Raw genomic sequence first — 13704 nt, forward strand, 5'->3', positions numbered from 1 at the left:
CCCGCCCGGGTCAAAGCGCCATCTTCGCCAGCGCGGCGCGCACCTCGCTGACGAACAGCTCGGGCTGTTCCCACGCGGCAAAATGGCCGCCGCGGGGCAGCTCGTTCCAGTGGACGATATTCGTATAACGCCGTTCGGCCCAGCGCCGCGACAGCCGCATGATCTCGTTCGGAAACAGGCTGCACCCTGTCGGCACCGATATTTCGCCCGCGGCGAAATTACGGAAGCTGTGCCAGTACAGCCGCGCCGACGACGCCGCGCTCGCGGTCAGCCAATAGAGGCTGATCGTGTCGAGCATCGCATCCTTCGATAGCGCCTTCTCGGGATGGCCGCCGATCGACTGGCCGCCCGGCTGATGCCCGCAATCGGTCCAGCCATGGAATTTTTCGGCAATCCACGCCATCTGGCCAACGGGCGAGTCGGTCAGCGCATAGCCGATCGTTTGCGGCCTTGTCGCGTGCTGGGTCGAATAGCTGCTGTCCTTCGCCTGATACCAGGCGAAGCGCGCGAGATAGAGTTTTTCGCTATCCGTGAGGTCGCTCATCAGGTCGGGCGGCGGGGCGCCGACCACCATGTTGACATGGATCCCGGCGCAATGATCGGCGTGGTGCATCCCGATGGCACAGGTCACCGCGCTGCCCCAATCGCCACCCTGCGCGAAATATCGGTCGTAACCGAGCGCGACCATCAGCGCGTCCCAAGCCGCGCCGATATGCTCGACGCTCCATTTCGCCTCGCTCGGCTTCCCCGAAAAACCATAACCGGGCAACGACGGGATGACGAGATGATAGTCCGCCGCCAGCGGTTCGATGACATCGAGGAATTCGAGTACCGATCCCGGCCAGCCATGCGTCAGCACCAGCGGCCGTGCCGCCGGATTGACCGACCGGATGTGGAGGAAATGAATGTCGAGCCCGTCGATCGTCGCCAGATAATTGGGCAGCGCGTTGAGCCGCGCCTCGACTTTGCGCCAATCATATTCGTCGCGCCAATAGGCCGCGAGTTCCTGCGCATAAGCGAGCGGGATGCCCTGATCCCAGTCGCCCACCGTTTCCTTTTCGGGCCAGCGCGTCCGCGCCAGCCGGTCTTTGAGATCGTCGAGCGCCGATTGGGGCACATCGATGGTGAAGCTGCGGATATTGGCGACGTCCATGGCACCCCCTCCCCCAAGCGCGGCGAATCAGGGCCGCGCGGGCGCCTTGCAGCCGCGTTGCAGGCCGACGCCTTTCAGGAACCCGCGCCTTACGGTCCCCGCGTATACCGCCGCAGCATAACGCCGCCGTTCGGCGTTGGCACCGGTGACTTCGCCGATCAGGCCGCGAAACGGGATGAGCGATCCGGCCAGGCTGCCCGCGACGCGGCCCGCGGTTTCCTCGCGTTTCTTTTCGCGGTCCTTGTCGACGATTTCGTTGACGTCGGGGCCGAGCACCTCGTTGAGTTCGGTCACTTCCTGAATGATCGCCGAACATTTGCCCAGCCCAGCCAGCGAATAGGGATCGGCCTGGATAGCGACCAGCTTGGCGGGCGCTTCCTTGCCATCGAACGGTTCGGTCACTTGATTGGCCGTGTCCTTGATCGTCGAATCTTCCGGCGCGCCCTGCTGCGCGTAAGCGGTCACTGACGCCGCCAGCGCGGCGGCGTATAAAGCTGCGAAAATCCCTTTGTGCATCTGATGCCTCCTTCGCTGCCCCCTGACAGCCAATCCGCTAACGCGTCGGAACCGGTTCGGCTCCCGTCCAGTCGTAAAAGCCGCGACCCGCCTTTTTGCCGACCCAGCCCGCTTCGACATATTGGACGAGGAGCGGCGCAGGGCGAAACTTCGGGTCGCCGGTGCCGCTGTGCAGGACGCGGATGATTTCAAGACAGGTGTCGAGCCCGATGAAGTCGGCGAGCGTGATCGGACCCATCGGGTGGTTGAGCCCGAGCCGACAGCCGGCGTCGATGTCCTGCATCGTCGCGACGCCTTCGCCAAGCGCGAATACCGCCTCGTTGATCAGCGGCATCAGCACGCGGTTGACGATGAAACCCGGCGCGTCGTTGGCGTGAACGATTTCCTTGCCGAGCCCGCGGCCATAGGCCTCGACCGCGGCGAGCGTTTCGTCGCTGGTGGCGAGGCCGCGGATCAGTTCGATCAGCCCCATCACCGGCACCGGGTTGAAGAAATGCACCCCGATGAAGCGCGCCGGGTCGGGCGATGCCTGCGCAAGCCGGGTGATCGGGATCGAGCTGGTGTTGCTGGCGAGGATCGCGGTGTCGGACAGATGCTGGCCGACGCTGGCAAAGATTGCGCGCTTGATCTCCTCGCGCTCGGTCGCCGCCTCGATGACAAGGCCGGCGGGGGCGAAGGCGCTGTGGTCCGCGACCGGGGTGATCCGCGCGAGCAACGCATCGGCGTCGCCCTGCGTCATCTTTTCCTTCGCGACGAGGCGGCCGAGTGCCTTGGCGATCCCTGCCTTGCCCGCTTCGGCGCGCGCGAGGTCGATGTCGGAGAGCAGCACGTCGTGACCGGCGCCCGCCGACACCTGCGCGATCCCCGCGCCCATTTGCCCTGCCCCGATGACGCCGACGATCATGATAGTTTTCTCCACACCCTTGAAACCCCATCCGTCATGCCGGCGAAGGCCGGGATGACGATTTGGTGGTTGCCCTACGTCATCGGTTGTCGCCGTCAAGGGGCCGAGCGGAAGGCGGTTGCTTCGGCGAGGACCAGGGCGAAGGAGGGGTCGACGTCATCCCACGTCGCAACCGGGGTCCAGCCGCTGGCGCGGAGCAACAGATTGGCGTCGCGCGGCCCATATTTATGGCTGTTCTCGCTGTGGATCGTCTCGCCCGCCGCCATATGATAGTCGCGGCCGTCGACGGTAAAATCCATGTCGCATGCGGCGACGAGATGCATTTCGATCCGCGCATGGACATCGTTCCAGATCGCGCGGTGGGCGAAATTATCGACCGGGATGTCGCCGCCGAGTTCGCGGTTGATCCGTTCGAGCAGGTTAAGGTTGAACGCCGCGGTGACCCCCGCCGGATCGTCGTAGGCGCGTGTCAGCACCGCAATATCCTTGATCCGGTCGATCCCGATCAGCAGCAAAGATTCCTCGCCGAGCGCCTCGCGCCAGTTGCGGAGCAGGTCGATCGCGGTGCGCGCAACCATATTGCCGATCGTCGAGCCGGGGAAAAAGCCGAGCTTGGGCAGCGGGCAAATCTCGCGCGGCATGGCGACGCGCTGCGTGAAATCGGCTTCGACCGGATAGATGGGCAGGCCGGGGAAGCGCGCGGCGAGCGCCGCGGCGCTGTCGCGCAGGAAATCGCCCGAAATATCGACGGGTACATAGGCGGCAGGCGCGATCGCGCCGAGCAGCAGCGGGGTCTTGGTCGAGCTGCCCGAGCCGAGCTCGACGACCGCACGGCCCGGACCGACCGCCGCGGCGATGTCGGCGGCGTGGCGGGTGAGCAGGTCGGTTTCGCTGCGCGTCGGATAATATTCGGGGAGCGCGGTGATGTCCTCGAACAGCGCCGAGCCCGTCGTATCATAGAACCAGCGCGCCGGAATCGCCTTTTGCGCCTGCGACAGGCCCGCATGGACGTCGGCGCGGAAGGCGATATCGACCCCGGCCGCATCGGCATCGACCTGCCGAAGATTGCGAACAACGCCCATGTCAGAGATCCTTGGCTAACCGCACGCCGGTGAATTGCCAGCGTTGGTGGGGGTAAAAGAAGTTGCGGTAGGAGGCGCGCAGATGGCCGCGGGGGGTGGCGCAGCTGCCGCCGCGCAGCACGAACTGGCCGCTCATGAACTTGCCATTATATTCGCCGACCGCGCCGGGTGCGGCGCGGAAGCCGGGATAGGGGCGATAGGCGCTGCCGGTCCATTCCCACACGCTGCCGAACATCTGTTGCAGATCGGCGTCATCGGCCGCCGCGGCAGGCTGCACGGGTCCGGCGGCGTCGAACTGCTGCCCCGAGGCCGGATCGAGGCGCGCTGCGGCGGCTTCCCATTCGAACTCGGTCGGCAGCCGCGCGCCTGCCCAGCTGGCGAAGGCGTCGGCTTCGAAAAAGCTGATGTGGTTGACGGGGGCGGCGGGGTCGATCGCCTGCCAGCCCGCCAGGGTGAACTGGCGATCGCCGTCCCAATAGGCAGGCGCTTCGATGCTTTCGCTTTGCACCCACGCCCAGCCGTCGCTGAGCCACAGCGAGGGGGTGTGATAGCCGCCGTCGGCGATAAATTGTTGCCATTCGCCGTTGCTGACCGGGCGGCTGGCGAGCGCGTGCGGGGCGAGGAGGCTATCGTGGCGCGGGCCTTCGCAATCGAAGGCAAAGCCGTCGCCGCCGTGCCCGACCGCGACCACGCCGACTTTGCCCTCGATCCATTTCATGGCGGAAAACTGCGCAACTTCACTCGCGATTGCCGTTTTTTCCCACACCGCTGGGCCGAGCGGGTTTTGCGCGAAGAGGTGCTTGATGTCGGTGAGCAGCAATTCCTGATGCTGTTGCTCGTGCTGGATGCCAAGCTCGACCGGCGTCAGTGCGGCGGGGGGCAGATCGGGCAAGGCGGTCTGCACCGCGGTGTCGACATGCGCGCGCCACATGCGGATGTCATCGAGCGACGGGCGGGTCAGCAATCCGCGCTGCGGGCGCGCGTGGCGCGGCCCTTCGGCTTCATAATAGCTGTTGAACAGATAGGCGTAGCGATCGTCGAACAGCCGATAACCCGGAACATGGTCGCGCAGGACGAAGGTTTCGAAAAACCAGGTCGTGTGCGCGAGATGCCATTTGGCGGGCGAGGCGTCGGGCATCGACTGCGCGCTGGCGTCGGCGTCGGACAGCGTCGCGACAAGGTCGAGCGACAGGCGGCGCGTGGCCGCGAAGCGCTGCGCGAGCGCGTTGGTGATGGGCGAAACGTCGGTTTGGCTGGCCATGATGAGACAATCCCCCGCGGTGCGATTCGGTTTCGCATGAGGGAGGAATATGGTTACGCGGGGACGAGATGTCTAGAACATTTAGGGAACAGCATCGATCCTCCCTGTGGCGAAGCCATGGGGAGGGGGACCGCCGCCGGAGGCGGTGGTGGAGGGGCAGCAACGTCGCGTCTAGCCCCTCCGTCAGCGGCTGCGCCGCTCCCACCTCCCCATGCCTACGGCACAGGGAGGATTATGCGGTTACCGCGTCGCGCCCGGTTTCCACAGCACATCGCCGCCCGCCGCAGCGTTGAGGTGCCGCGTCAGCACGAACAGATGGTCGGACAGGCGGTTGAGATAGGTCAGCGCGAGCGGGTTGAGGTCGCGATCGGCGCCGGCCGCGACCGCCGCGCGTTCGGCGCGGCGCGTCACCGCGCGGGCGAGGTGGAGCCGCGCGGCGGCGTCGGTGCCGCCGGGCAGGATGAAGCTTTTGAGCGCGTCGAGATCGTCGTTCATGCGGTCGATCTCGTCCTCCAGCCGCGCGATCTGGCTGGGGACGATGCGCAGTGCCATGTCGTGCGGGCCGAAGCCGAACTGGATGTCGGCGGGGGTAGCCAGGTCGGCGCCAAGGTCGAACATCTCGTTCTGGATCCGCACCAGCATTGCGGTGGCGTCGCTGTTCGGATGCAGCGCGGCAACCGCGATCCCGATCGCACTGTTCGCTTCATCGACGTCGCCGATCGCCGCCATCAACGGCGCCGATTTGGCGATACGCGAGCCATCGACCAGCCCGGTGGTGCCATCGTCGCCGGTGCGCGTGTAGATTTTGTTGAGTTTGACCATCGAGCAAGGCCTGCGCGGCGGCAGGATCAGCCGCCCGCGGCGAGCAGGCCGATCAGCACGAGCAGGATGATGGTGATCGCCTGCCATTTGACGCGCGCCATCATCATCTTGTTCTGCATCACCTGATTTTCCTCGACTTTCCCGTCGATCACCGCCTGGTGACCTTGAGAAAAATAGAAGAGCCCCCGCGCGAGCGAGAACAGGACGAAGCCGGCCGCCACGACGACGCCGATGATCAGCAGAATGTTCATGCCCCCTATTTAGGGCATTTGCAGCGAATAACCAGTGGGAAGCCGCCCGGCGGCGAGATCGGCGGCGAGCGTCGGGCCGACCACGCCCGCCGCGCGGAGCGAGGCGAGCGAGGCCGCGGCGTCGCGCTTCGCCAGCCTTTTGCCGTCGGCGCCGCAGACGAGCGCGTGATGGCGATATAGCGGGGTCGGCAAGTCGAGCAGCGCCTGGAGCAGGCGGTGAACGTCGGTCGCGGCGATCAGGTCGGCGCCGCGGATGATATGCGTGACCCCCATCGCGGCATCGTCGAGCGTGCTGGCGAGATGATAGCTGGCGGGGGCGTCCTTGCGCGCAAGGACGATGTCGCCGTGCGTCGTCGGTTCGGCGGTCCGCACCCCCTGCCCTTGTTCCTCCCACGTCAGCGCGCCGGTGGTTGAAACCGCGCGCGCCATGTCGAGGCGCCAGCAATGCGGCTCGGTCGCCATCCGCCGTTCGCGCTCGGTCGTGGGGAGGTCGCGGCAGGTACCGGGATAGATCGCACCTGCCGGTCCATTTGGGGGCCCGTGCGGCGCCGCAAGGCTGGCGGCGATGTCGGCGCGGGTGCAGAAACAGGGATAGACGAGATCCCGAGCGCGCAGCGTATCGAGCGCGGCGGCGTAAGCGCCGAGCCGGTCCGACTGGCGCAGCGGCGCACCGTCCCAGTCGATGCCCAGCCACGCGAGGTCGGCGAGCGACGCGGCGACATAATCCTCGCGCGAGCGGCTGCCGTCGATATCGTCGATACGGATCAAGAAGGTACCGCCCGCCGCGCGCGCCGCGTCATGCGCCAGCACCGCGCTATAGGCGTGGCCAAGGTGGAGGTCGCCGGTGGGGCTGGGCGCGAAACGGGTCAGCATCGCCGTGGTAAAAACTCCATATACTGTGCCGACGTCATCATTATCCTTCCATATCTTGCGGCAGATGCCCCCTTGACGTCAGAATCTGATGCGGCATGTAATGATCGTGTCACGCAGGGAAGGCAGTGGCGCGCCATCCCGAGAAGCGAAGGGGGCAGCGTTACCAAGCCATGTTTCATCCCGATCTTGCCCGGCATCCTGATAGTTGTCCCGCGCTGGTCCTGAACGCCGATTACACGCCGCTCAGCTATTATCCGCTCAGCCTGTGGCCGTGGCAGACCGCGGTCAAGGCGGTTTTCCTCGACCGCGTCACCATCGTCGAAAATTACGAGCGCGAGATCCATTCGCCGACGCGGACGATGCCGATCCCCAGCGTCATCGCGCTCCGCCAATATGTGAAACCGTCGCAGCATCCGGCGTTCACCCGCTTCAACCTGTTCCTGCGCGACCGTTTTGCCTGCCAATATTGCGGGTCGGGCAAGGATTTGACCTTTGACCATGTCGTGCCGCGGCGGCTGGGCGGGCGGACGACGTGGGAAAATGTCACCACCGCCTGCGCGCCGTGCAACCTGAAAAAAGGCGGGCGCACCCCGCAACAGGCGCATATGCCGATCCACCGCCAGCCGTGGCGGCCGACGAGTTGGCAGTTACAGGACAATGGCCGCTGTTTTCCGCCGGGCTATCTGCACGAAAGCTGGATCGACTGGCTGTATTGGGATGTCGAGCTGGAAGGCTGACAGACCGGCAACGGGCCGGACAGATGGGGTTCATTAGGGCGGCGCTACCGGGCCGCGAACCATAACAGGAGAACAGCCATGGTCCGTATCGTTCGCGCGCTCGCGCTCAGCCTCGCCACCCTGCCGCTCGCCGCCTGCGCGACGCTGGGGCCGTCCGAACAGCCCGTGACTGTCACCGGCCAGATCACCTATCGCGAACGCATGGCATTGCCGCCGACGGCGCAGGTCGAAATCACCCTGGCCGACGTCAGCCTGATGGACGCGCCGGCAAAGACGATCGCCCAGCAACGCTTCACCGCCGACGGGCGGCAGGTGCCCTTTGCCTTTTCGCTGACCGTCGATCAGCGCCCGCTCGACCCGCGGCACAGCTATGCGGTGTCGGCGCGGATCAGCGATGCGTCGGGGCGGCTGATGTTCATCACCGATACGCGCAACAGCGTTGCGTTCGATGGCCGCCGCGCGATCGACATGGGGATGTTGGTGCTGGTGAAGACGAACTAATCAATCGCGCGCATAGCTATGCGCCGCTTGACGCTGCGCCTTCGCAGGTGCAGCAATCGTGCCATGGGCCCGCCGATCCAGATCTCGCAAAATCCCGACATCCGCTATCTGGGGCGGATCCTGGGCGACGTCATCCGCGCCTATGGCGGCGACAAATTGTTTCGCCAGACCGAATATATCCGATCGTCGAGCGTCGACCGACACCGCGGCATTGCGGGGGCCGAGGCGATCGATCCGGGGCTCGATGCGCTGAGTCTCGACGACACCATCGCCTTTGTGCGCGGCTTCATGCTGTTTTCGATGCTCGCCAATCTGGCCGAGGACCGGCAAGGGGTTGCGGCCGAGCCCGAGGCGACGGTTGCCGCGGCGCTTCAAAAGCTGAAGGGCGACGGCATCGACGGCGAGGCGGTCGCGGCGCTGCTGAATGCTGCGCTGATCGCGCCCGTACTCACCGCGCACCCGACCGAGGTGCGGCGCAAGTCGGTGCTCGATCACAAGAACCGCGTCGCCGAACTGATGCGGATGCGCGATGCCGGGCTTGAGGAAACGCCCGAGGGCGACGTGATCGAGGACGCGATCCGGCGGCAGGTGGTGCTGTTGTGGCAGACGCGGCCGCTGCGCACGCAAAAATTGTTCGTCGCCGACGAAATCGACAATGCGCTGACTTATTTGCGCGACGTCTTCCTGCCCGTGGTGCCCAAGCTTTATGCGCGCTGGGAAAAGGAGCTGGGTGCGCGGCCCGCGAGCTTCCTGCGCGTCGGCAGCTGGATCGGCGGCGACCGCGACGGCAATCCTTTCGTCACCGCCGAAACGCTGCGCATGGCGACCAGCCGCAACGCCGCGGCGGTGATCGGTCATTATATCGACGAGGTTCACGCGCTTGGCGCCGAACTGTCGGTGTCGTCAGGGCTCGCACCGGTTCCGCAAGCGGTCGAGGCGCTGGCCGAAGCGAGCGGCGACACCGCACCGAGCCGCAGCGACGAACCCTATCGGCGCGCGCTGTCGGGCATCTATGCGCGGTTGGTTGCGACCTATGCCGCGATCACCGGCAAGGCGCCGCCGCGCCCTGGCGCGCTGAAGGGCGAGCCCTATGCCGCACCCGCCGATTTCCGCCGCGACCTGGTCACCATCGCGAGCGGCCTGTCGGCGAGCGGCAAGGGGCAGCTGGCGGGGATCGGCGCGCTCGGACGGTTGATCCGCGCGGTCGAGGTGTTCGGATTTCATCTGGCGACGCTCGACATGCGGCAGAACAGCGCGGTGCACGAGCGTGTGCTCGCCGAACTGCTCCATGTGGCGGGGGTCGAGGCCGACTATCTGGCGCTGGACGAGGAAGCCCGCGTCGCGTTGCTGCGCCGCGAATTGGCGGTCAACCGCCCGCTCGCGGCGCCCTGGCACGAATGGAGCGAGGAAACCGCGGGCGAGCTGGCGATCGTCCATGCCGCCGCCGACGTGCGCAGCAGGCTGGGCAAGGATGCGATCGTCCAGTGGATCATCAGCAAGGCCGAGAGCCTGTCCGACCTGCTCGAAGTCCATGTGCTGGCGCGCGAGGGCGGGCTGTGGTCGGCGGCGAGCGATGACAATCTGATGGTCGTGCCGCTGTTCGAAACGATCGCCGACCTGGACGACGCGCCCGCAATCATGGCGGCCTATTTCGCGTTGCCCGAAATCGCGCCGCATGTCGCCGCGCGCGGGCATCAGGAAGTGATGATCGGCTATTCGGATTCGAACAAGGACGGCGGGTATCTGACCTCGACCTGGGGATTGCACCAGGCCTCGGCGGCGCTGACCCCGGTGTTCGAGGCGGCGGACACGGCGATGCAGCTGTTCCACGGCCGCGGCGGTGCCGTCGGGCGCGGCGGCGGCAGCGCCTTTGCCGCGATCCGCGCCCAGCCCGCGGGCACGGTACAGGGCCGCATCCGGATCACCGAACAGGGCGAAGTGATCGCCGCCAAATATGGCACGATCGACGGCGCGGCGACCAATCTGGAGGCGATGGTGTCGGCGAGCCTGCTCGCGAGCCTCGAGCCCGAGGCGATGGGCGCGAAGGAAGCGGCGCGCTTTACCGCGGCGATGGACGCGCTGTCGGACAGCGCTTTCGCCGCCTATCGCGGGCTGGTTTACGATACCCCCGCGTTCAAGGATTTTTTCCGCGCGATGACCCCGATCGCCGAGATCGCGGGCCTGAAAATCGGGTCGCGGCCGTCGAGCCGCACCAAATCGAGCGCGATCGAGGATCTGCGCGCGATCCCCTGGGTATTCAGCTGGGCGCAGGCGCGCACGATGCTGCCCGGCTGGTACGGCACGGGCGAGGCGTTCGCGGCGTTCGAGGACAAAGCGATGCTGACCGACATGGCGGCAGGCTGGCCGTTCTTTGGCGCGCTGCTCGGCAATATGGAGATGGTACTCGCTAAATCCGACATGGGGATCGCGGCGCGCTACGCGGCGCTCGCAAGCCAGGTCGAAGGCCATGACGCAATTTTCGGGCGCATCAAGGACGGGTGGAACCGCGCGCACGACGGGCTGCTCGAGATCAGCGGGCAGACAAGATTGCTCGAAAAGAACCCGGCGCTCGAAGCGTCGATCCGGCTGCGCCTGCCCTATATCGAGCCGCTCAACCTGCTCCAGATCGAGCTGATGAAGCGGCATCGTGCGGGCGAAACCGACCCGCGGATTGCCGAGGGGATCCAGCTGACGATCAACGCCATCGCGACGGCGCTCAGGAACAGCGGTTAGGCTCTTTCTCCGTCATTGCGAGCGGAGCGAAGCAATCCAGGGCGGTTTATGCTACTCTGGATTGCTTCGCTCCGCTCGCAATGACGAGGTGATTTGGGCCTGCCTCAGCTCTTGCTGATCAGCACTTCGCCCTTCGACGCCTTGCCGTCGGGGTTGAAGCGGATCATGAAATTATCGCCGTCCTTGGCCGTGCCCGCAATCGCGTCGCCCGTTCGCGTGACCTTGATGCCCTTTTTCGCAAATTCGCCCGCCATCCAGTCGGCGGCGATGGCCGGCGCGGCGGGTGTGGTGAAGCCGAACTTCGCCTTGGCTTCGTGCCTGCCGTTTTTGTCGCGGGCGTCGATGTCCATGCTGGTGATCTTGCTGCCGGGATAAAGCCCGACGCCGTCGATGTCGAAATCCTGGCCGATGTCCAAATCGCCGACATTGGGGATGTCGAGGCCGATGTTGACCCCGCCGGCGTCGATCTTCAGCTTGCCGCCGTCGGCGCCCGACTTGATCTGGATCCCGCCGCCCTTATCGCCCGCGTTGATCGAGACTTCGGTGCTGTCATCGGCTTTCTTCTCCTCCGACCCGCAGGCGGCGAGAAGCATCATCGGGGGAATCAGATACGCAAAACGCATGGCACATCTCCTTGGTGCATTAGTTATATAATACACCTTGGCGATGGGCGAGTCAATTGGTCCACGCCGTCCCCTGAAGGGAAGGGGCTTATGTTACGCGTCGATGCTGGTCTTCAGGTCGCCGTGGACCAGCCCGCCGTCGACGGTGATCGTGTCGCCGACGACATAGTCGCCCGCCTTCGACGCGAGGAAGATCGCGGCGCCGGCCATGTCCTCGGGCACGCCGATGCGCTTGACCGGGATGCTCTTGGCGACCGCATCGCCATGGTCGCGCGCGGCCTTGTTCATGTCCGACTGGAAGGCGCCGGGAGCGATCGCGGTTACGAGGATATGGTCGGTGACCAGGCGCGCGGCGAGGCGTTTGGTGAGGTAGAGGATCGCCGCCTTCGACGCGTGATAGCTGTAGGTTTCCCAGGGGTTGAGCCGCATCCCGTCGATCGAGCCGATATTGATGACCTTGGCCGGGCGATCGGCGGTGCCCCCCGCCTTGAGTAGCCCGTGGAGCGCCTGCGTCAGGAAGAAGGGCGATTTGACGTTGATGTCCATCACCTTGTCCCAGCCAGCTTCGGGGAAACCCTCGAAGGGTTCGCCCCATGCGGCGCCGGCGTTGTTGACGAGGATGTCGAGCCGTTCCTCGCGCGCTTCGAGTTCCTTGGCGAGCGCGCGGCAGCCTTCGACCGTGGCGAGGTCGACGGGAAGGCCGATCACCTTGCCCGGATAGCGCGTTTCGAAATCGGCGACGGCTTCCTCGATCTGCGCCGTCTTGCGCGCCGAGATGTAAACACGCGCGCAACCCGCGGTGAGATAGCCCTCGACGATCATCTTGCCGATGCCGCGCGAGCCGCCGGTGACGAGCGCGATGCGGCCGTCGAGGCCGAACATGTCAGTGAGGTTCATGGCGTTATCCTTTTTGCTCCCTCTCCTTCAGGGGAGGGTTGGGGTGGGGCCTGTCTGGGCTGCGCGACACCGCGATGCCCTCCCCGCTGCGACTAGCGAGCAAGCTCGCAAGTCTCGCTGCCCCTCCCGCAAGCGGGAGGGGATGAAGTTTAGTAGCCGTTCATCCGCGCCACCTGGTCGATGTGATAATGCACATCGCCCATATATTCGGCGAGCGCACGGTCGCGTTTCATATAGAGGCCGATGTCATATTCGTCGGTCATACCGATGCCGCCGTGCATCTGGACACCTTCGCGCACCGCAAGATTGGCGGCGCGACCCGCCTTGGCCTTGGCGACCGAGACCATGAGTTTGGCGCCCTCGTTGCCCTCGTCGAGCAATTGCTGCGCCTTCATCACGGTGGCGCGCGCGACTTCCATTTCGCCATAGAGATGCGCGGCGCGGTGCTGGAGGCCCTGGAATTCGCCGATCAGTTTGCCGAACTGCTTGCGTTCCTTGAGGTAGGTGACGGTCATGTCCATCGCGCCCTGTCCGACGCCGACCATTTCGGCGGCGGCACCGGTACGGGTGGCGGCGAGGAGCGCGTCGAGGATGTCGCCGCCCGCATCGACTTCGCCGATCACCGCGTCGGCATCGACCTCGACGCCGTCGAAGGTGACATGGCTGGCGAGGCTGCTGTCGACAAGGCGGCGCGGATCGGCGGTGACGCCCTTGGCATCCTTCGGCACCGCGAACAGGGTGATGCCGCCGTCGGTCCTGGCCGCAACGATGCTCATGTCGGCGACATGGCCGTGGAGGACGAAGCTTTTCTTGCCGTCGAGGCGGAAGCCGTTGCCCGCGCGCGTCGCGGTCGTCGCGATGCGGTCGGGGCGATGCTTCGCACCTTCGTCGATCGCGAGCGCGACGATCGCTTCACCGCTGGCAATGGCGGGAAGCCAGCGGCCCGCCTGCGTGCCGCCCGCCTTGGCGAGCGCGGCGACCGCGCCGACGCTGGTCGCGAGAAACGGCGACGGGGTCAGGTTGCGGCCGATTTCCTCGAGCACGATGCCCGCCTCCATATGCCCCATGCCGAGCCCGCCGTGGGCTTCCGGAACGAGCATTCCGGGCAGGCCCATTTCGGTGAACTGCGCCCAGAGGTCGCGCGAGAAGCCGGTGGCGTCGGCGGTATCGCGGAGTTGGCGCAGGTGCGACACCGGCGCCTGTTCGGCGACGAAGGGCGCAACGCTATCCTTGAGCATCGCCTGGTCGTCATTGTGGTAGAGTGGCATGTCTTTTCTCTCCAGTTCCCCTCCCGCTTGCGGGAGGGGTTAGGGGTGGGCCAGCGACGTCGCATTTGCCCACCCCGCTGCGG

14 protein-coding genes are annotated in these 13704 nt (G+C 65.8%); 3 read left to right on the forward strand and 11 right to left on the reverse strand.

Annotated elements, in window-relative coordinates; translation table 11 throughout:
* Positions 1 to 10 precede the first annotated feature (10 nt).
* From IR187_RS12035 to gluQRS, 8 genes are all read right to left on the reverse strand, one after another.
* Positions 11 to 1153, reverse strand: a complete 1143-nt coding sequence (locus IR187_RS12035) for an epoxide hydrolase family protein (RefSeq protein ID WP_194954856.1) — start codon at positions 1151 to 1153, stop codon at positions 11 to 13.
* A 27-nt stretch (positions 1154 to 1180) separates the two neighbouring features.
* Entirely contained in the window at positions 1181 to 1669 is a 489-nt protein-coding gene (locus tag IR187_RS12040; protein ID WP_194954857.1) for a hypothetical protein, read from the reverse strand.
* Positions 1670 to 1706: 37 nt separating this feature from the next.
* The gene (locus IR187_RS12045; RefSeq protein ID WP_194954874.1) at positions 1707 to 2573 is read right to left on the reverse strand and encodes a 3-hydroxyacyl-CoA dehydrogenase NAD-binding domain-containing protein; all 867 of its coding nucleotides are present in this window, start codon (positions 2571 to 2573) and stop codon (positions 1707 to 1709) included.
* Positions 2574 to 2668: 95 nt separating this feature from the next.
* Positions 2669 to 3655, reverse strand: coding sequence for an L-histidine N(alpha)-methyltransferase (gene egtD, locus IR187_RS12050; protein WP_194954858.1), 987 nt, complete (start codon positions 3653 to 3655; stop codon positions 2669 to 2671).
* Between the two features lies 1 nt (position 3656).
* Positions 3657 to 4916, reverse strand: a complete 1260-nt coding sequence (egtB, locus tag IR187_RS12055) for an ergothioneine biosynthesis protein EgtB (RefSeq protein WP_194954859.1) — start codon at positions 4914 to 4916, stop codon at positions 3657 to 3659.
* Positions 4917 to 5156: 240 nt separating this feature from the next.
* Entirely contained in the window at positions 5157 to 5738 is a 582-nt protein-coding gene (locus IR187_RS12060) for a cob(I)yrinic acid a,c-diamide adenosyltransferase (RefSeq protein WP_194954860.1), read from the reverse strand.
* 26 nt (positions 5739 to 5764) lie between these two features.
* Positions 5765 to 5989: an HIG1 domain-containing protein gene (locus IR187_RS12065; protein ID WP_120217513.1), complete on the reverse strand. Its 225-nt coding sequence runs from the start codon at positions 5987 to 5989 to the stop codon at positions 5765 to 5767.
* A 9-nt stretch (positions 5990 to 5998) separates the two neighbouring features.
* Entirely contained in the window at positions 5999 to 6862 is an 864-nt protein-coding gene (gene gluQRS / locus IR187_RS12070; RefSeq protein ID WP_194954861.1) for a tRNA glutamyl-Q(34) synthetase GluQRS, read from the reverse strand.
* A 170-nt stretch (positions 6863 to 7032) separates the two neighbouring features.
* Between gluQRS and IR187_RS12075 the strand changes: the two genes are divergently transcribed.
* The 3 genes from IR187_RS12075 to ppc all read left to right on the forward strand — a co-directional run bounded on the left by IR187_RS12075 (position 7033) and on the right by ppc (position 10833).
* Positions 7033 to 7599: an HNH endonuclease gene (locus IR187_RS12075; RefSeq protein WP_194954862.1), complete on the forward strand. Its 567-nt coding sequence runs from the start codon at positions 7033 to 7035 to the stop codon at positions 7597 to 7599.
* A 78-nt stretch (positions 7600 to 7677) separates the two neighbouring features.
* The gene (locus IR187_RS12080; protein WP_194954863.1) at positions 7678 to 8100 is read left to right on the forward strand and encodes a YbaY family lipoprotein; all 423 of its coding nucleotides are present in this window, start codon (positions 7678 to 7680) and stop codon (positions 8098 to 8100) included.
* A gap of 63 nt (positions 8101 to 8163) precedes the next feature.
* Complete coding sequence (gene ppc, locus IR187_RS12085; RefSeq protein ID WP_194954864.1) at positions 8164 to 10833, forward strand: phosphoenolpyruvate carboxylase; 2670 nt, start codon at positions 8164 to 8166, stop codon at positions 10831 to 10833.
* Between the two features lie 104 nt (positions 10834 to 10937).
* On the opposite strand, the gene IR187_RS12090 is transcribed toward ppc, so the two are convergent.
* The 3 genes from IR187_RS12090 to IR187_RS12100 form a co-directional block, all read right to left on the reverse strand.
* Entirely contained in the window at positions 10938 to 11456 is a 519-nt protein-coding gene (locus IR187_RS12090; RefSeq protein ID WP_194954865.1) for a hypothetical protein, read from the reverse strand.
* Between the two features lie 93 nt (positions 11457 to 11549).
* A complete protein-coding gene (locus IR187_RS12095) occupies positions 11550 to 12353 on the reverse strand; it encodes an SDR family oxidoreductase (protein WP_194954866.1) in 804 nt (267 codons plus the stop codon).
* A 149-nt stretch (positions 12354 to 12502) separates the two neighbouring features.
* Complete coding sequence (locus IR187_RS12100; protein WP_194954867.1) at positions 12503 to 13621, reverse strand: acyl-CoA dehydrogenase family protein; 1119 nt, start codon at positions 13619 to 13621, stop codon at positions 12503 to 12505.
* Positions 13622 to 13704 lie beyond the last annotated feature (83 nt).

It is taken from the genome of Sphingopyxis solisilvae (assembly GCF_015475875.1).
Classification (GTDB): domain Bacteria; phylum Pseudomonadota; class Alphaproteobacteria; order Sphingomonadales; family Sphingomonadaceae; genus Sphingopyxis; species Sphingopyxis solisilvae.

Coding starts and splice junctions, on each gene's coding strand:
- egtB (WP_194954859.1), bottom strand. CDS start 4,916: ATGGCCAGCCAAACCGACGTTTCGCCCATCACCAACGCGCTCGCGCAG.
- ppc (WP_194954864.1), top strand. CDS start 8,164: ATGGGCCCGCCGATCCAGATCTCGCAAAATCCCGACATCCGCTATCTG.
- IR187_RS12065 (WP_120217513.1), bottom strand. CDS start 5,989: ATGAACATTCTGCTGATCATCGGCGTCGTCGTGGCGGCCGGCTTCGTC.
- egtD (WP_194954858.1), bottom strand. CDS start 3,655: ATGGGCGTTGTTCGCAATCTTCGGCAGGTCGATGCCGATGCGGCCGGG.
- IR187_RS12035 (WP_194954856.1), bottom strand. CDS start 1,153: ATGGACGTCGCCAATATCCGCAGCTTCACCATCGATGTGCCCCAATCG.
- IR187_RS12080 (WP_194954863.1), top strand. CDS start 7,678: ATGGTCCGTATCGTTCGCGCGCTCGCGCTCAGCCTCGCCACCCTGCCG.
- IR187_RS12100 (WP_194954867.1), bottom strand. CDS start 13,621: ATGCCACTCTACCACAATGACGACCAGGCGATGCTCAAGGATAGCGTT.
- gluQRS (WP_194954861.1), bottom strand. CDS start 6,862: ATGCTGACCCGTTTCGCGCCCAGCCCCACCGGCGACCTCCACCTTGGC.
- IR187_RS12075 (WP_194954862.1), top strand. CDS start 7,033: ATGTTTCATCCCGATCTTGCCCGGCATCCTGATAGTTGTCCCGCGCTG.
- IR187_RS12040 (WP_194954857.1), bottom strand. CDS start 1,669: ATGCACAAAGGGATTTTCGCAGCTTTATACGCCGCCGCGCTGGCGGCG.
- IR187_RS12090 (WP_194954865.1), bottom strand. CDS start 11,456: ATGCGTTTTGCGTATCTGATTCCCCCGATGATGCTTCTCGCCGCCTGC.
- IR187_RS12045 (WP_194954874.1), bottom strand. CDS start 2,573: ATGATCGTCGGCGTCATCGGGGCAGGGCAAATGGGCGCGGGGATCGCG.
- IR187_RS12060 (WP_194954860.1), bottom strand. CDS start 5,738: ATGGTCAAACTCAACAAAATCTACACGCGCACCGGCGACGATGGCACC.
- IR187_RS12095 (WP_194954866.1), bottom strand. CDS start 12,353: ATGAACCTCACTGACATGTTCGGCCTCGACGGCCGCATCGCGCTCGTC.